This is a genomic window from Pseudoxanthomonas japonensis (assembly GCF_043632995.1).
Taxonomy (GTDB): domain Bacteria; phylum Pseudomonadota; class Gammaproteobacteria; order Xanthomonadales; family Xanthomonadaceae; genus Pseudoxanthomonas_A; species Pseudoxanthomonas_A japonensis.
Genome location: NZ_CP171633.1, coordinates 199,164 through 215,881 on the forward strand (window position 1 = coordinate 199,164; position 16,718 = coordinate 215,881).

At 61.0% G+C, this 16,718-nt stretch carries 23 protein-coding genes; 21 read left to right on the forward strand and 2 right to left on the reverse strand.

The annotated features are described in order from the left end of the window. The first annotated feature begins 87 nt into the window (after positions 1-87). On the forward strand, positions 88-1,224 hold the full coding sequence (gene trfA / locus ACGHX3_RS20435) for a plasmid replication initiator TrfA (protein WP_394697376.1): 1,137 nt from the start codon (positions 88-90) through the stop codon (positions 1,222-1,224). Positions 1,225-2,743: 1,519 nt separating this feature from the next. Then, a complete protein-coding gene (locus ACGHX3_RS20440; RefSeq protein ID WP_394697377.1) occupies positions 2,744-3,232 on the forward strand; it encodes a hypothetical protein in 489 nt (162 codons plus the stop codon). A gap of 70 nt (positions 3,233-3,302) precedes the next feature. On the opposite strand, the gene ACGHX3_RS20445 is transcribed toward ACGHX3_RS20440, so the two are convergent. Next, positions 3,303-3,776, reverse strand: coding sequence for a hypothetical protein (locus ACGHX3_RS20445; RefSeq protein ID WP_394697378.1), 474 nt, complete (start codon positions 3,774-3,776; stop codon positions 3,303-3,305). An 8-nt stretch (positions 3,777-3,784) separates the two neighbouring features. Continuing rightward, positions 3,785-4,858, reverse strand: coding sequence for a hypothetical protein (locus ACGHX3_RS20450; RefSeq protein ID WP_394697379.1), 1,074 nt, complete (start codon positions 4,856-4,858; stop codon positions 3,785-3,787). Between the two features lie 867 nt (positions 4,859-5,725). Between ACGHX3_RS20450 and mobI the strand changes: the two genes are divergently transcribed. The 19 genes from mobI to ACGHX3_RS20545 all read left to right on the forward strand — a co-directional run bounded on the left by mobI (position 5,726) and on the right by ACGHX3_RS20545 (position 16,704). Beyond that, positions 5,726-6,400 (forward strand): conjugative transfer protein MobI(A/C), encoded by a 675-nt coding sequence (mobI, locus tag ACGHX3_RS20455; protein ID WP_394697380.1) that lies wholly within the window; start codon positions 5,726-5,728, stop codon positions 6,398-6,400. 52 nt (positions 6,401-6,452) lie between these two features. Beyond that, positions 6,453-6,686 (forward strand): hypothetical protein, encoded by a 234-nt coding sequence (locus ACGHX3_RS20460; RefSeq protein WP_394697381.1) that lies wholly within the window; start codon positions 6,453-6,455, stop codon positions 6,684-6,686. Beyond that, entirely contained in the window at positions 6,683-7,681 is a 999-nt protein-coding gene (locus tag ACGHX3_RS20465; protein WP_394697382.1) for a S49 family peptidase, read from the forward strand. Before ACGHX3_RS20460 ends, ACGHX3_RS20465 begins: the two co-directional genes overlap by 4 nt. Continuing rightward, entirely contained in the window at positions 7,678-8,175 is a 498-nt protein-coding gene (locus ACGHX3_RS20470) for a CFI-box-CTERM domain-containing protein (RefSeq protein ID WP_394697383.1), read from the forward strand. Before ACGHX3_RS20465 ends, ACGHX3_RS20470 begins: the two co-directional genes overlap by 4 nt. After that, positions 8,162-8,761, forward strand: coding sequence for a hypothetical protein (locus tag ACGHX3_RS20475; protein WP_394697384.1), 600 nt, complete (start codon positions 8,162-8,164; stop codon positions 8,759-8,761). Before ACGHX3_RS20470 ends, ACGHX3_RS20475 begins: the two co-directional genes overlap by 14 nt. Further along, on the forward strand, positions 8,761-9,363 hold the full coding sequence (locus tag ACGHX3_RS20480; protein ID WP_394697385.1) for a hypothetical protein: 603 nt from the start codon (positions 8,761-8,763) through the stop codon (positions 9,361-9,363). The genes ACGHX3_RS20475 and ACGHX3_RS20480 overlap by 1 nt, the downstream gene beginning before the upstream one ends. Positions 9,364-9,527: 164 nt before the next feature. Next, positions 9,528-10,523 carry a hypothetical protein gene (locus ACGHX3_RS20485; RefSeq protein ID WP_394697386.1) on the forward strand — a complete coding sequence of 332 codons (996 nt, stop codon included), beginning with the start codon at positions 9,528-9,530 and terminating at the stop codon, positions 10,521-10,523. Between the two features lie 4 nt (positions 10,524-10,527). Next, positions 10,528-10,998 (forward strand): hypothetical protein, encoded by a 471-nt coding sequence (locus ACGHX3_RS20490; protein WP_394697387.1) that lies wholly within the window; start codon positions 10,528-10,530, stop codon positions 10,996-10,998. A gap of 136 nt (positions 10,999-11,134) precedes the next feature. After that, a complete protein-coding gene (locus tag ACGHX3_RS20495; protein ID WP_394697388.1) occupies positions 11,135-11,722 on the forward strand; it encodes a Cro/CI family transcriptional regulator in 588 nt (195 codons plus the stop codon). Between the two features lie 62 nt (positions 11,723-11,784). Then, the gene (locus ACGHX3_RS20500; RefSeq protein ID WP_394697389.1) at positions 11,785-13,371 is read left to right on the forward strand and encodes an LPD1 domain-containing protein; all 1,587 of its coding nucleotides are present in this window, start codon (positions 11,785-11,787) and stop codon (positions 13,369-13,371) included. 78 nt (positions 13,372-13,449) lie between these two features. After that, positions 13,450-13,863: a hypothetical protein gene (locus ACGHX3_RS20505; protein ID WP_394697390.1), complete on the forward strand. Its 414-nt coding sequence runs from the start codon at positions 13,450-13,452 to the stop codon at positions 13,861-13,863. Between the two features lie 36 nt (positions 13,864-13,899). Beyond that, positions 13,900-14,169 carry a hypothetical protein gene (locus ACGHX3_RS20510; RefSeq protein ID WP_394697391.1) on the forward strand — a complete coding sequence of 90 codons (270 nt, stop codon included), beginning with the start codon at positions 13,900-13,902 and terminating at the stop codon, positions 14,167-14,169. Next, on the forward strand, positions 14,156-14,368 hold the full coding sequence (locus ACGHX3_RS20515; protein ID WP_394697392.1) for a hypothetical protein: 213 nt from the start codon (positions 14,156-14,158) through the stop codon (positions 14,366-14,368). The genes ACGHX3_RS20510 and ACGHX3_RS20515 overlap by 14 nt, the downstream gene beginning before the upstream one ends. Next, complete coding sequence (locus ACGHX3_RS20520; protein WP_394697393.1) at positions 14,365-14,607, forward strand: hypothetical protein; 243 nt, start codon at positions 14,365-14,367, stop codon at positions 14,605-14,607. The genes ACGHX3_RS20515 and ACGHX3_RS20520 overlap by 4 nt, the downstream gene beginning before the upstream one ends. Before the next feature lie 75 nt (positions 14,608-14,682). Further along, a complete protein-coding gene (locus tag ACGHX3_RS20525) occupies positions 14,683-15,324 on the forward strand; it encodes a hypothetical protein (protein ID WP_394697394.1) in 642 nt (213 codons plus the stop codon). Continuing rightward, a complete protein-coding gene (locus ACGHX3_RS20530) occupies positions 15,321-15,563 on the forward strand; it encodes a hypothetical protein (protein WP_394697395.1) in 243 nt (80 codons plus the stop codon). The genes ACGHX3_RS20525 and ACGHX3_RS20530 overlap by 4 nt, the downstream gene beginning before the upstream one ends. Continuing rightward, positions 15,550-15,762 (forward strand): energy transducer TonB, encoded by a 213-nt coding sequence (locus tag ACGHX3_RS20535; protein WP_394697396.1) that lies wholly within the window; start codon positions 15,550-15,552, stop codon positions 15,760-15,762. The genes ACGHX3_RS20530 and ACGHX3_RS20535 overlap by 14 nt, the downstream gene beginning before the upstream one ends. Positions 15,763-15,851: 89 nt before the next feature. Next, positions 15,852-16,232 (forward strand): hypothetical protein, encoded by a 381-nt coding sequence (locus tag ACGHX3_RS20540; protein ID WP_394697397.1) that lies wholly within the window; start codon positions 15,852-15,854, stop codon positions 16,230-16,232. A 46-nt stretch (positions 16,233-16,278) separates the two neighbouring features. Then, a complete protein-coding gene (locus tag ACGHX3_RS20545) occupies positions 16,279-16,704 on the forward strand; it encodes a hypothetical protein (protein ID WP_394697398.1) in 426 nt (141 codons plus the stop codon). The last annotated feature ends 14 nt before the right edge of the window (positions 16,705-16,718 follow it).

The following is a 16,718-nucleotide window of genomic DNA, read 5'->3' on the forward strand; positions in this document are numbered from 1 at the left end:
TCGCGGCGTTTTTGTAGCAGCTAAAAGCTATATAAAACAATGCGTTATGAACTTATCCACAGACTGTTCTCCGAGAACAACACCGCAATGAAGCCCGAACACCTCTGGAAGACCATCAAGGAACAGCTTTTCGCCAACCACGATCCCGACTGGTTGGCCACCAACATCGCTCCACTGAAGCCGTGGATCCATGACTACTGCTTCATCCTCTACGCCCCGAACATCTTCGTCTCGGAAGAGGTTGCCGTAGTCAGGCCAGACATCAGGAACGCTTTGCCCGACGGCTTGACCGAGGTTCAAATCGCCATCGGCGACCCTCCAGCCACAAAGGCGATCAAGTCGGGGCCAAGTGCCGGCGCTAGCGAGGACACAAGGAAGGCATCGGGCACTGACATCTCCCCTCGCCCGCCCCAGCGGTCCGTACAACGCAGTCGCCCAACCCAGAATATTGAGGAAGGCACGCTTTCCCACGTCTGGCCTCGAGATGTTCGCGCGATGCCGGCGGACCTACTGCGAAGCTCTCTCTTCACTATCAACCGCTACGGCATGGGCGCCGAACGCCCGCGGCGCCACAAAACCCTGCTCTTCAGCATGTCGAATTTCGAGCTGAGGGCCACCGGTGAAGAGACCAACATCTTCGACGCCGACGTCCAGGCGCAGCTGCTGCATTACCAGAGGAACCAGCCTTTCGGTACGAAGGTCTGGTTCTCCCTGCGGGAGCTCTGCCTTGACCTCGATTTGCATGCCAATGGCGAGAACTTCACCCGTGTGCGTGAGTCGATTGAGCGCCTGCGTAGCACCGAGATCGAACTGAACTACAAGAATGAAGACAGGAGAATTCAGTACAGAGGGCAGCTGATCGCTTCCTTTCTTCGTATTGAATCTGGACAGGCTGATCAGTGGTCCGTGGAGTTCAGCAAAGACTTGATCGTGCTGCTTGGTCCTGGCGTCCAAGCCCGGTACCACCTGGAAACCGATCGCAAGCTGAGCAGCAACCTTGCCCGGTACCTCCTGCGCTTCTATTCGACACACACGAATCACGTGTACCCGATCAAAGTCGAAACCATGAGGCAGTTCACTGGGACCACGACCTCCCCAAAGCACTTCAAATCCAACCTCAAGAACGCACTGAATGAGTTGGTCGCGATCGAGGAGATCGACTCCTGGGAGATCAAGGACGACAAGATCTACATCGTGAGGTCGAAGCCGCTAAGGCTTACCTGAGGAAGAGGCCCGGCAAATGCCGGGCTTTTTTTTGCCTGCGGTTGATGGCTGTAAGAGCCTTCACGACGACTGCCGCAGCCCCCCCCCCAGTGCATGGGTCGACGCGTAAGTTGAGCTGGCAAGCCGATCATAGCGTGCGGCTCATGAGCGTCACCGCGGCGGGCGGGCGGCGGGCGGCGGGCGGCGGGCGGCGGGCGGCGGGCGGCGGGCGGCAGGCGGCAGGCGGCAGGCGGCAGGCGGCAGACAGGGTAGGGCTCGCCCAGCCAGACAGATCATTGGATCCAGCTGGTGCCTGGTGATCGGGAGGTCACGGCCCCTCTACAGGGGAGGCGGTCGGGAAATCCTCTCACCCCCTCGGCAGGGCAGCGGTCGGGAAATCATCTCACCCCCTCGGCAGGGCAGCGGTCGGGAAATCATCTCACCCCCTCGGCAGGGCAGCGGTCGGGAAATCATCTCACCCGGCCCGAAACCGAGGCCCTCCTGTGTCCCAGGCTGAAGCCTCCGTAGGGTCTGCCCCTACAAGTAGGGGGTTAGAATCCACCACACACACTATGTTGTGGCTCAAAGATTAGCCCACCAAACGAGACGCCGGTCATGCTTTGAATACAATGAATGGTGAGAGGTTTTCCCGACCAGACTGGCCAGCCGCCGAATCAGGGGTGAGACGATTTCCCGACCAAGGGTGCGATGGTTTCCCGACCAAGGGTGCGATGGTTTCCCGACCAGACTGAGACGGTTTGCCGACCAAGGTGCGAGGATTTCCCGACCATGCTGAGATGATTTCCCGACCGGACCGAGATGATTTCCCGACCGTGCAGATTGGCAAAGGCTTACGGCATGGGTCTTACAGGGCAGAAGCCGGCCTGGCTAGCAATGCTTTAGCTTTGCTTTAGATCTATCTATGCAGCTCTTTGGGGCTCCGCCCGAAAGCCTGATAAACAAAGCTCAAATCAAAGGCGTCGGCCCTTCGGAAGCAACCCCGAGAGCTGGAGGGGGAAGGGAAGGACATGCAGGTAAGCAGACCGGGGCTCTCCACTGGTTACTGGCAAGACAGCTCAATGCCGAACGCCGGCGTAGCAGGGCAGGGCACGCAACCCGTAGGTTACCTGGCATCACGGTTTCAAGCGGCCAGGCATCGCTATCGGAATACCGTGGGACGAGCACAGGAAATGGAGGCGTCCATCATTCACCTTCGCTGGCGCCGCCAGTCGATATTGGACACTCCAATGCGTCCGGCCATGTAGGAAAATGCCTTACGGTCATTCACCTGGCGGGATTCGTCGCTATCAAGCGCCTCATGAAGCCTTGGTAGGGTGCCCAAGACCGGTGGGTCTGTGTGGCAGATCAGTGTGCCGGGCAGCACCTGGTCCAAAGCCCACGGCGGGCAGAAGAGGCTGGCTAACGAGGTTGATCTGATCGACGCCCCCGATAGGACGTAGGGTAAATGTTCCCCAGGAACATTTCGCACGTGGAATCGGGCTAAAATGTTCCTCAGGAACATCTGGGGCGCGGCCGGCCAGTGATTGCTGTTCAACCATCCGACATCGAGAAGGTGCGTCAGCTTCTCGAGCAGAAGACGAAGCAACGGGACATCGCGATCCTGCTTGGTCTGTCCAGGCCTCGCGTGGCCAACATTGCCCGAACCCTGAAGAGAGCCCGACCAGAATGGCTTGAGTGGGTGGACCGAGGGGCCCTGACCCTCAAGCACCTGGAATACGTGCTCAACCTTAAGCCCGCTCTGGCAGACGAGCTTCTTCGGCGGGCTATGCAATACGGCTGGTCCACAGACTACTTGCGCAAGGAAGTGACAAAGGCCAAGGGTGTCAGGGTGCTGGAGGAACCTAGTGCCGACCCGAACGTAGCGGACCTCGAGCGCAGGTTGTCCAGCCAGTACCAAGCCAGGGTCTCGATCGACACAAAGGGGGGAGGAGGGCGCCTGGTGTTCGCCTTTGTGGACAACGATGACCTGGAGGGGATCCTTGAGCGGATCGGCTACAGAGGCGAGTAGGTCAGAAAGCCGCTGGGGAGCGAGCCCTGAAGAGAGGGGGGGCATTGCCCCCCACAGTCCAGTGCTGCCGTCAAAAATTGGCAGCGAACGCTAGCGCATCGTGATCGTCGATTGCAGCGACCGGCTCAGGTGCAACGTGCGGAGCAGAGGTGGCGAATCCGGCCTGCGCCACAACCGGCAGGGGTTCCTGAGTGTGGTCTGTTGGGCCGGTGGCCGGTGCTTCGACTTCCATCTGAGCTAGCAACGCTGGAGCAGGGGTGACCGGGCTGCCAGCAACTGGGCCCCAGGCCGCCGCGTCTACACCTGCGTCCAGATTGGCAGGATGCATTACGCGATAGCCCGTGCCAGTGGACTCCAAACGGAATCCGAGCCGCTCAAGTTCGGCGCCGAGCAAAGCCAGCTCCTTCAGCCTGCGTCCCCGGGAGCGAGCCTTGTATGGACGTAGCGCGTCCATCAGCACAGCGTCTGTTGGCAGCCAACAGACGTTGAGCAGGGTCTTGGTCCGCTTGGGGGACTGTGCCGTGGAGGGGAGCTTTCCGTTCACGGGAAGACTCAAGCCGCAGCCTGGTTGGGAACTGCTGCCGCCTCGCTGGCCTGCGCCTTCAGCTGGGAACCCATCTTCAGGTGGGCCAGGTGCTGGAAGCCGCGGGCATTGGCCATCACCGGCTCACGGCTCAGCGCGACCTTCGAGTGGGGGAAGAACTGTTCGGCTGCCTTCTTGTAAAGCGAGCCGCCACCGCCGGTCAGGATGATCAGGTTCGGGAAGTCTTCCTGGTGGCGCTGCATCCGCACCACGTCGTTGAACACCTTCGGGGCGATCTCTTCGGACGCCAGTTCGAGCCACTCGCCGACATGCAGGGTCACCTGACCCCAGTCGATCGTTCCCTCACCACCACGGAATGCCGTCTCCAGGCGGGCGGCCGAGATCGGGCGGCCGTACTTCTGGCGAATCAGGGCGGCGGCCTTCTCCAGCAGAACGGAGGTCGCGTTGAGGGACGAGCCGCTGGAGTCATCAAGCACGGCGTTATCGATCACGCGAACCCAGTCGACGCTGAAGTAGCCAACGTCAATGATCAGGGTGGGGGAGCCCTTGGCCGGCTTCAGCTCCGGACTGCGGGCCAGGATGTCCATGTAGGCGCCGGCGGCCTGGGGCACAACGGTGGTCGCCTTGACCTTGATGGAGGTCGTCGAATTGATCCAATGGGTCCCAGTCATGGTGTTGCTGATCTGGGTGCGAAGGGCGACACCGTTGTGGCCGTAGTACTGGGCGACCGGAATGCCGGTGTACAGCATGTCCACCTCAGTGATGCCTGCCTTGGCCAGCGCGCCGATCATGAGCGCCTTGTACTCATTCGTGGCCGGGTAGTTTTCATGGGTGGGGCGCGAGAAACCCTGCAGGTGCGAAGGCTCCAAGCCGGCGGCCCACGCCTGTCCATCGATCGACACGATCACGCCATCACGGATGTCGTAGCCACCCGAGAGCTTCTTCGGTGCCTGGTCCAACGGAACAGCGCCGATCGGCATCGTCTGCTCGCGCGGCTTTGCCTCGCCGGCGACACGGACGCTGAGTTTGACGTTGCCGTACCCGACGTCGAGCCCGGCTGCGGTGTAGGGAAAGGTGCTCATTGCGACTACTCCATGTGGCGGGGGATTCCGCGTTTCAGTCACATGGGTAGCGTTGACCGGCAAAAGTGCGCGCGTAAGCGAGGTTGTGGGGTGTTTGAAAAAACTCGAACAATCGATTCGTCACTGACGGAGCAATCCACGTCGATGGCCTTGCAGCACAAGCGATTCGGCGCAGGAAGGAAAGTCGGACAAAGGGTGTGGCGAACTGCCATTCCGGGGTCACCCAGCACGCCATGAAAGAATCTCGAACAATCGAACAGGCACGGCTGGCGGTTGGCACCTCGAAAGCATTGCTACGCAAGCATTTCAGGCGGAATGGAAACTAGAACATTCGTAAGCGAGAACAGCTGGCTCGCGATCGCTTTCGCTGGCACCAGGAAGAAAGTCGAACATTGTTCTTGTCTGGCGGCACACGTAATGCCCCAGATCGTTTGCGCCACAAGGGATTCAGCGCGATAGGAATCTCGCACAATCGACGGCGGAAGAAATCGGCGTGTCCAATATCGACATGGCAATCAGCCGCCTGTGCCGGATCTCACCACCGCGCGCTGGGTTACACGGCGCCTGGATCCGCACGCACGCGGTAAGCGTTCCCACAGTTCCGAGTGATGAAAGGAGCCCTGCAGTCACTTCGGGAACAGTGTTGCGTTCCCACTCAATTGAGTGGGACTCAGTGCAGCGTCCCCGCTAGGGTGGCAATACCGCATGGGTGAGACTGCATAGTCTTCCCCACTCATTGCAGGAGGACTGAAGTCGGTTCCCCACAAATTCGTGGATAACCTCAAATCGAAACACCCCCGAACCTACCTTACGCCCGTCCTTCTTGAGTGGGATTTTCTTCAGTCCCACGTAAAGTAGAGAGATGGGATGAGGGCAGAAAACACACAGCACCATCCGGCGTTCGATGTTGAGCAGGTCATCAAACCTGCTGAGGCCATAAACGGCCACCTTGCAGTCATGGAGACGCTTGCGGAAATGCAGGCCCATGAACTGTGCGAGTGGTTCAAGGAAGAGCGGAAGAAGATCCAAGCTCAGCTTGGGGAGGCAACGACCAAGCAGGAGTTCAGGGAGAGGTTCGCTCCTTTGTCACTTCATGCCCGACTTCACAAGGGCACACTGGAGATCTACTGGTCAGAGACCAAGGGCAAGACCAAGCCTGGCGCTGACGGCAAGACGGGCTGGTTCAGGACGCGCCTGAACAAGGGCAAGCGACACAGCTATGACGTGAGCAAGCTGGCCTCCAAGGCGAGGAGTTACGAGCTGACCCTGGTACTTGAGGCTGAGCGCAGGGCCACGGCGCTTCGTGACTTCTGGTCGCGCGTGGTGACCCTTCGGCTGGCACTGCGGAAGATCACTTCGCAGGTCGAGGAGCTATCGACCCAGCGGGGGGCAGATGCGATTGAGGTTCGGGTCGCCCAGCTGGCTGCCGCGCCCACCGCCCCCGCATCCAACGACCAGCCGCCTGACGACGAACTTGCCGCTGCGGCCGCTGAGTTCCCCCAAACCGGTTTGGCTCTCCACCAAGAGGGCGTGTATGACTAGTACCAAGCCAACGGATGGCTGCCCTGATGAACAGACCCAAGGAACGGACCAGATGCACATCACCGCAACCGCACACCACATGACGCCGGCCGAGGTCGGCGTGTGGGACTCCCTCCGCAGCTACTTGAACCTGCCGGTGCCGCTGGCAGCGGTGCTGCGCCGCCCGTACGCATTTCTCCGGCAGGGCAACTCGCCCGCAGTCACCGCCCGCGGATCCGCTGACGTTCTCCCCCTTCGCCGCTCGGTCGAGAAGACCGTTGCAGGCGACGAAAAGGAAATCCCATGAGCAACACCAACGAGAATTCTGACAAGCCGACCCGGGACGATCTGCTCGCGGATCTGGCCCCGGCAATCAAGGACGCCATGTCTGCAGTGTCGGTGCTCGCCGATACCGCGGCCCGAAATGAGCGGCGCAAGGGCTACTGGAACGCGGTCAAATTCGCGGCCCTGGGCTCGGTGTTCGTTTTCGCCATCCTGGTGAACCTGCACAACTTCCGTCGGCTGTGGGGTCTGAATGCAGACCCGGCGCGGGACTCGATCGCCCTGATCACCATCAACGGCGGTATCGGCGACATGGGCAAGGCGTCCGCCACGTCCGTCATTCCGCTGATCGAGCAGGCCTGCCGTGCGGAGCGGGTGACCGAAGTGGTGCTGCTGATCGATTCGCCCGGCGGCTCGCCCACCGATGCGGATCGGATCGTGTCGGCCCTGAAGATCTGCAAGGCCGCGAAGAGGCCGGTGGTCTCGGTGATCGGCTCGATGGGTGCCAGTGCTGCGTACATGATCGCCATGCACACGGACAGGATCTACGCATCGCGCTACTCCCTGGTCGGGTCCATCGGTGCGATCACCCGGTACGTTGATGCCAGCGGTTTGGCTCAGCGCCTCGGCCTGGTCGAGCAGGTCTACAAGTCGGGGCAGCTTAAGGGTGGTCCGTCCACGTTGTCGGGGACCTCGCCTGAAGACTCGGCGTTGATGTCGGAACTGGTGGTTCAGGTGGCCGGCGAGTTCTACGGCCAGCTGCAGGCAGCACGGGGCACGAAGCTCAAAGGCAGTCGTGAGCAGCTGATGTCGGGCCGGATCTGGACTGCGCAGGATGCGATGGAGCTGGGGCTTGTGGATGAGATAGCGGTTCTGGAAGACCTGAAGCTCACCCGCTTTAAGGACAAGCGCATCTACCAGTACCGCGCGAAGTCTTCCTTCATGACGGACATGGGTCTGACGGCTGAAGCGGTTTCCCGTTCGTTCGTCTCCGGCGCCAAACAGGGAGCGATCGAGTGAAAGGGATCCGCCGAGTCCGTCGCTACAAGCGGGGGGACTACCTCCCCGCCTCGGTGCTGGCTCGCTTTGCTCGATGCGAACGCCTGGTGGAACAGGAGCAGCGACATGGCCAGGTGGTGACGGAGGAGGGAGAGGCTGCTCGGAAGGAGGGTATTGCTGAGCACGACCGCTTCCACCTGCAGGTGACCAGTGCTCACAACCGGCCGGAACGGAGTCGAGGCCGCGGCCCATGTTTCGTGGCGTCGGCCGTGTACGGTTACGACGACTTCAGGACCGATGAACTGCGGGCATTCCGCGATCAAGTCCTGTTGCGTACGAAGTGGACGGCGTGGGTGGTGGCTACCTACTACGCGATCAGTCCGCCGCTGGCCAACTGGCTTTCGAGCCGGCCGGCCGCTGCGGCGAAGGTGGCCAAGGTGTTGGATTGGGTTCGGACCAGGATGGTCCACCCGCTACTGGAGAACGGAAGCGATGGAAAAGATGAGTGCACGTAAGGGTCGAAAGCTGGTCGAACGGGTAGGCAACCACGACCCCTACTGGATGAGCTATGTCTCGCGGGTGACCCAGGCTGCCGCGCTGTGGTTGCGTGTGCGCGACTTGCTGAAGATGGCTCGGGAGAACTTGGCGGATGCAGATGCCGAGTGGGAAAAGCTGGAGCACCACCTCCAGAACTTCTCGATGCACATGGTCCGCAAGCTTCGCGACCACACAACGCCGGCGCTGTTTCGCCAGATGGATGACGTGACCGACTGGGTGAATCGGCCCCAGGATCTGAGCTCGAACCCGCTGTGCTGGGCATTGCTCGGTTCTCTGGAAGCAACCACGATCCTGCTGGGCTCGATGAAGGCTGCTCGCTCGATCTATGGCGCCAACACCCTGCGTGCGGCGGCCAGCTTGTCTTCGCAGCTCAACTCGTACCAGAGCATGGCCTTCCTCGCCTATGAGGAGGTTCGATCTCTGATGGCCCTGATCTGTGAGGACGCGGTGCCGAAATCCGTGGAGCTGGTGATCCATGAGGTCGAGAGTGGACCGATCCTCATGGTTCGGTACGAGCCGAACCCTCAGCGGGACTTCGACTGATGGGTCTGCCGATGATGGGGACGTTGCTCGGCATTGGCCTGATCGTCCTGGCGCTGGTACTGATCTACCGCCAGCCCGTGGGTGTGAGGCGGGCTGGCGGCAGGGGATATGGCGAGCAGGAGAGGCAGTTCCAGCCGGCCGAGATCGCCAATGGGGTGCTGGTCCTCTCAGAGCACTACCTGCGTTGCGACTTGCCACGTAGGTTCGGCGCCCGGGTGGACCAGGTGTACCTGACTCCTAACGGCATGCTGGTCCCGGTCGACACGAAGACTGGATTCCGGCGTGAGGTTCGACGTGCGGATCTGGTGGAGCTGTCGGTTCAGGCCTCAGTTCTACGGCACAGCACTTCCGCCAGCAGGCCGGCGGGCAATGTGGCCACGTGGGGTTATGTGAGGAAGGTGGCGCCTGGCCGGAACCCGGTCTACCTGCGCACGCAACTGCTGACGGACCGCGAGCTGATCGAGATCTATGATCGGTACTGGCTGGTTGATGGTGGTGACGCGGCCATTCCCACCAGGGATCCGGCCAACTGCCGCTATTGCCCGATTGCCGAGACCTGCAGCGTGGCCCCGGTCCGAACCCGCCAGGCCAACCGTCGATAGTCGACTGTGAACGGGGAGGGCAATCCTCCCCTTGATGCCCGTGGCGCCTCCTGCCCCTGCAACGAAGGTCGGTTAGCTGGGGTGTTTTGACCGCGCCCATACGGGGATTCGTTACTTCCCGAGCCTCCCAACATGTGTCGCATCTGCTCAACCCATGAGTTTCGATGCGCAAGCACAAGAAAACCCTGCTCACCATGGCGCTTGCCGTCGGCCTTCTGGCTGGCTGCACGAAGTCGGGTGGCCGGACCATTGAGTTCGATGGAAGTGAGGAAGGGCTTCGGAAGGCGATTGCCGCGCTCGCGGCGAAGGAACAGAAAGCCGCCGGCGCAGAGCTGTCCAAGGCGCTGGAGATCTACCTCTCGCACCTGAAGTCGAACGACCGGTCCGGTTTGGACACAGCCACTCCGCTTTCAGCCCTCAATGGCATGACGGTGGAGGAGTTCACCAGGCAGGCCCGACAGATCCAGGACACGAATGTTCCTGCAATCGATCCGGAACATCCGGTGTGGATCAACGGCCGTCTGGTCGAGACGATGCGGATGGAACTCAAGGCGCTGGAAAGCAACCGACTCGCGCTCAACCAGTCCGGGTACTTCACGCTCGATCAGCTGCAATTCAATCCCCCGTCCTTCATCGCCCCGCCGGACGGCGACGTCAAGGTTGCCAACAACCGGGCGATCTTCGCCTTCCGCATGTCGAACTCTACGGGGCTGACGATCAACAAGCCCAGCTTCGATGTTCGTATCGAGGTGCCGGGCGAGGAAATGCCGGTCTACACGGGACGTCTGACGTGGAGCGATGCAATCGGTATCCCGGATGGATCCTCGCGCCTGGTCGAACTCACCTGCTGCAGCATCCTTGAGCAGCCCTACCTCAACAAGCGGCTGCGCCAGCTCCCTGAGAACGCACGAATCTCGGCCAGCCTGGTAAGCGTTGAGGACTTCCGCAAGCGCAATCCGCTGCGCACGGTGGGTTACACCGCCGATGACCTTGCTCGCGAGCGATTGCTTGGTGCGTGCACGAAGGACATCGAGTCGCGAATGGACACATGGACACCGAAGCGCGCCGCCGCGCCGTGTCGTGCTCTCGCCCGAAACCACAAGACCGGATCCCAACAGCTCGCTGATGGGCTCGATGCCACAAGCAATCGTCGCAGGTAATGCCATGAACAACAGCAAGCGCTCCGACAAGAACCTCACCCTCTACCACATCCTGCCCAGTGAACGTGCCTGCCTGCTGGTGGAGAACCTGCTTTCGCCTGGTCAGGTCGTCTCTCGCACCCAGGTCCTTCTGCGCACCGCAGATGCGGTCAACTGGGATGATGAGGTGATGTTGGTGCGTCCGCTGCGCGTGTGGGTGGACCACATCATCTCGATGCTCTGCAGCGGTGGATACGTTCGTCGCATCCACGCTGATGCGAAGCTGTCCTATCAGACTACGGCGAAGTGGAAGGATGTCGATGAGGTGCTCAACGCCCTTCGTCACCCCACTGGCCGCAAGCCCCTGGACAAGGGTCGCACCTACAAGCGCAACGGAAACGACCCGATCGATGTCGTGATCAACATGCGTGACTGGCAGGAAGCCAGGAGCGTCCGGAATGCGGCACCGCGCCGCGCCAGACGCATGGCATCGTAAGCAGATCGAGCAGAAAGGGCCGCCAATGTGCGGCCCTTTTCATTCCGAAATTTCGCGAAAACACACGTCCATAAGCGCATTCGTTACCGGCGGCGCCCGATAGCCTGACACTGTGACACCTCGCTAGGAAGAGACAATGCTGACCAACACCAAGTTCGGTACCGACAATCAAACGCACTACATCGGCATCCTGAAGTCGAAGCTTGGGCCTGATGTCGTGGCAGCAACCACGCGCAAGGTGATGGGTCTCGATGAGACCTCTGAACTGCCGGCTTCGATCTCGTCGGAAGTGGTTTCGACCATCATAGACGAGTTGAAGAAGATGCAACCGCCCAAGGTTCGGAAGTCGGCCGGAGGAGAGTCCACACAGGACGCGCAGCGCCTGACGGGCCGCGAGCTGTTGGCTTTGGCTGATCCGAACAAGGACGTCCCGGTTGCACTGGATGAAGATCTTCGTGTGGTAGTTGCCCGTTTACGCCGTTTGCACGTACTCCAGGGGATGATCTCTAAGGCGGCGATCGACAGGCCAATTGCCATCAACGGCGCCAATCCTATCCTGGTCAGCACCCTGGTCGAGCTTCTGGGAAGCCCATCAGAGGCGGCAAAGGCCCTCGGTGTTACTCTAAAGACGCTGGAAGGGTGGGGGGACTACCTTCCGGAGTCTCATGAGAGCAGGGCGCAGTTGGTGACGGCCGGTGCGGTGAAGGCACGCCTTCCCGGCTGACGTCCCATGAGCTTCCTGCAGGCACCCCGAACTATTTGTTGCCTGCGGGCAGCTGGTCCTACATGCCGGACAATGATCCGAAAAACTCAGGCATGTCCGATGGCGACTTCGGCCAGGCATACAGGGGTGCCAGGAAGCACGAGCCGAGGCGCAAGCGTGCGCCGGCAGAGATCACCCTTTCGGACCTATGGCCGCGGCCAGATTTCCGGGCGGCAGCACTTCGTGGTGAGGTGACGCCATCCATCGCGCTGCTCTACATGTCCGTATACGACAACCTGCGCCGTTCGCCGGTGACTCGCCCCGAAACGGACGAACTGACCAAGGGTTTCTGGTCACGGATGTACAGATCAGGCGTGGGCTTTATGCGTCGCGCCTGGGAAACGAGGCAGTTCCACACCGCAGATCGCCTGGCCAGGGCGTACCGGGCCTCACAGCAGTCGCTGGCAGTGTCCGAGGGCGAGCGTCAGTACGCCACGGCGGCAACGGCTAAAGGTCGACTTTCACCAAACGCTTCACCAACAGATTTCCCTGCGAACATACGAATGCGGATTTACAGCCTGGAGGCCATGGGATGGCCGGAAGATCCCGAGATCCCTGACGATGCGCGGGTGGGTGTCATGCAGGTGACACCCGAAAAACCTGTTTCCGGTTTCAGCGACGGCTTCTATCCGGCGCTTGCCATCACCGGCACTGGTCGCGTTGTCCCGATTCGACATGAGCCCTTTGCGTCGAAGGCCGCAGCGGTTCGAGATGCGACTGAGGAACTGAAGCGCCGAAACGAGGTGCTGCAGACGCGTGCCGGCACGCCGGTGCTGGACTACAGCCGCACCGGTCCGAACTGGCGAGAAGGTCAGGACGTGACGGAGGGTATGCTGCTGACGGCATTCCGCTTCAAGGGACTGCAGTTCGGAAAAACGGTCAGCGCAACTGAGCGCCAGGCATTCCTCAATGGCCTGTACGACGCTGCGATGGACTTGTGCGAAGTGCTGCAGGCGCCGCCAATCGCTGCTTCGTGCGTCGGTCGCCTGGGCATTGGCTTCGGTAGCCAGGGCCGGGGCGCCGCCACCGGCGCAGCGCACTTCGACCGCGAGCAGTGGTTGATGCACCTGACCAAGACCCGTGGAGGCGGTGCGCTGTGCCATGAGTTCGGGCATGCGCTTGATGCGATGCTGCTCGATGCGCTATTCGATCCCGACAAGCTCCCGCCAGAAACCTACTTCCTGTCCGATCTGATGGCGGAGTACTACGATCCCGACGGTCGCTACACGATGAGCAGTGGTGTGGTGGGGATGCTCAAGAAGGGGCGGCATCCGCATACGATCAAGATGATGGACTCGCTGTTCGAGAGCCTGATGTTCCGCAGGCTCAAGGACTCGTTCTATGCGCGAAGCGATGACCGCGACAATGATGCCGGACACGCTTACTGGGCGTTGCCCAGGGAATTGTTCGCCCGTGCGTTCGAGACCTTTGCCCTGGACCGGATGCTGGCGGCGAACGTGCAGAACGAGTTCCTTGTCCGACACGTCGACGGGTACATTCGGGACCGCGATTCGCACACGAACAGCATCTATCCGCAGGGCTACCAGCGAATGGACCTGGCCAAGTACTTCGGCGACGTGCTGAAGCAGCTGTCCTACCTCGAACTGTAATCACGCAGGTTTCGCGCACCCCCACGTGCGCCTTTCATCCGGCGTCATCCTCGTTGTATCCCAGCGAGGAACGCCGGCATGTCCAACAAACAGGTTTCGCCCCTCACTCTGACGCAGATTCCCCGCTGGCGCATCACGCGCCTGCTGGAGATGGTCCAGCGCGGCTATCGCGCCGAGGAGGTCGAGGCCGAACTGACCAGCTGGCTCACTACCGGCATCGAGCGCATTCCCGACACCTTCGATCTGCCGGCCGCGGCGGCGCGTGCGGTGTACGCGAGGTCGGCATCGGGCGAGTCCCTGTTGGGAATGCTTCCCACTGGCGAGGATGGGCGCATCACGGGTCGATGCCGAGACCTGATGGAGTCGGCGGTGTTTGCCGCCATCGCTCCCCACATTGACCAGCTGCTGGAGGATCGGGAGGACTTGCGTGCCTACCAGCCGAGTTTCGGCTTCTCCGAATCCACCGCAAACCCCACTTTCGAGCCCCTCTGAGGCTCGCAATACTCACGACAAGCACGGAGGTGTCCGATGTCGGCAGTTGCATTTGACCAGTTCCACCCAATGCGCGGCGATGTGTGTGATGGCAAGCGCGTGCTGATGGGTGATGGAACCACGGCGGCAATCGCGGCGGTGATGGACGGCTGGCTGGTGATCCATGAAGGGGCCGAGTACGGCCCGTATCGCTCCGCGTGGCAGGTCATGGATGAGCTGGCCCGGATCGAGCGATCCGCACTCCCCAACAACGCTGTTCCGTCCCCTTTGGACGCGGCGAAGGTAGGAATCAATGCAGCAGCCTGACAACCAGGAACCGAACGCGGCGCCTGGACCGACCCGCCAGCAGGAGTTCAACGCACAGCTGGTGAAGATGGTGGTCTTGGCTGCCTGCTCGATCGCATTCGAGCCAGTGAGCTTACTGGCCATCGTGTTTGCGTACGCGGGCGCGGAGGTCGCGGTTGCTTTGCGGATACACACTCAGCAGAACAGGGGGCAGTCATGAGCTTTGAGGGCGCAACGCAACGGCTGCTGCAGGACGCAGCGATGATCCCCCTGGGGAACATCCCCAACGCCGTTCGCAGGTCGGAACGCGAGGCGCAAAGCAAGTCTATTGCCGACGCACTTCATGCCGGCATCTCCGAGAAGGCGATCTTCCTTGCACTGCATGACGGTCGCCATGGTCTGCCCAGCGCGAAGGTTGAACAGCTGATCGCCCTGAAGAAGGAAAGCGTGGCGGTATAGGGCAACAACCCCGCGCCCCAAGTTCAGACCTTGCGTTACTGCAAGGATGTAGGGGACTTCCGCCGAGCATCCCACATGATCACCTTTACCCCCGCCTTTGGCATCATCGAATCGCTGAACCTGTCGAACACCCTGGCAACGGATGCCTTCATTGATGCCGTGCGACCGGAGTGGGAAAAACTCTACCCGAGCGCCGAACAGCTGGTAACGACCACGGCGAGCGACTTGGGCGGGACCTACGACAGCATCACCGAGTTCAACGCTGCAGCGGACAGGCTGATTGCCAACATCCGAACGATGCCGCGTGGAACCTGGGGCTTCATCGCCCAGCGGATGCCCACCAATGACGTCTTCATCGACGCCATCATTTCCACTGGACGGGGCGACGTTGCAATCCACACGTTCACTGATGAGCCGAGCTATGCGGCCATCCTCGGCAAGCTGCAGTACGACGAGATCTATGCCGCCCGTCAGCAGTACCGCGCGTACATCAAAGGCCGCGAGGTCTCGGGTGTCCTGGCAGCCAATAACTGGCGTGTTGGCACCGTCATCCATGACGTCAAGATCGATGGTACCGGCTATGCGTCGGTCGAGATCACCCAGGTCAGTGATGCCTGGATCGTCGTCGAGGCCACCACGCGCAGCGGTCGCGAGCAGCACACCTACCGCATCAACCCCCGAGACATCGAAGTCCATCAGGCCAAGGCAGCCGCATGAGCACCACCCCCAATCCCCTTCAGTCCCATATCGACATCGCGACCACCGGCATCGAGCAGCGTGTGCTGGCCGATCCCGGCACCAGCTTCTGGCTCAAGCAGGCACTGGAGGCCTCGCGGGGGCGTGATCCGCTGGATGCACTGAACGATGCCAGTGCCCTGCACGCGGTTCTGGCCGAGCGGTGGCTGGGGATGGAGAAGGATCATGCACGCGAGGTGGTCGCCGATGTCCACGCGTGATCCCGGAGATCGGGCCGGCCAGTTGCTGACCCTGGAAGCGCTGCGGGCAATATCGACATGGCAGTTCAAACCGGCGATGCGGGACGGTGTTGCGGTGAAGGGCGCAATGCTGGTGCCAATTTACTTCTTCCTCGACGGATTGCCGCCATCGTTGAAGCAGTGGCAGGCGATGGGTGGCACGGAGCGCAACGACGCCTGATGAGGTGATATGGAGAGGCATGAACGCTGTGCCCCAAGGGTCTCAACGGTCAAAGAGATAGCCTTGACTTAGAACATTCGGAGCAGGCAATGGCATCCCTTCCCACCCCGCTGAGTTTCGTCATTACCGGCCGACATAACGGCTACAACAGGAGTCAAATTGAGGCTGCAATTGCCCGTGTTGGTGGCAGCGTGCAGCAGTTGGTCACTCACTCAACGCACATCTTCTTCGACTTCGCCGAGAACGGTAAGGGCAGGAAGTACAAGTCGTGGCAACAGGTGGCCAATGAAGGTGGGAAAGTGAAAAGGCTCGATGCGAACGCCTTCGACTTCCTGTTGAACAACCCAATCGCGTTCTATTCCAAGTACATGCAACCCGTGCCGGGACCAGTGGCTTCACCACCGAAGAAGGCGGTTGATCCAGCGGCCTTCATCCCCAAGCGCAGCAGCATGTTCGCGATGAACATCTAGAGCCTCATACAGACGCACACCCCTTCAACACACATAGAGGCTCGACATGCTCAACAACTTCACCACCGACACGTTTGCAAACTCCATCGAGCGCCTGTTCGAGCTGGCCAAGGACAACATTCCGGCCGCCGAGCTGGAGTCGCTGACCGGCCTGCGCAACGCCGTGGTCAACTTGAAAGGGCTGGAGTGCAATATCATCCCGACCTTCAGCACCGCCCACTTGAGCGGATATGAACTGCTCCAGCTGGAGAAGGATGAGCTGAAGATGCCAGGCGTCATACACAGCATGCACAGCTCCTACGGCCCGATGTTCTGGGTTGACCCGGAAGCGGGAAGCGCGGACGTTGAAACCTCGACGCTCCTGCCAGGACTGTCCAACGTGGTCATCTTTGCCCGGGCCAATGGGATCGCATACATTCGCTTTGACGGGGATGGCGAGATCGCCGAGCAGCTGCCCGTTTACGAGCACTGACCGAAGGGGAAGCC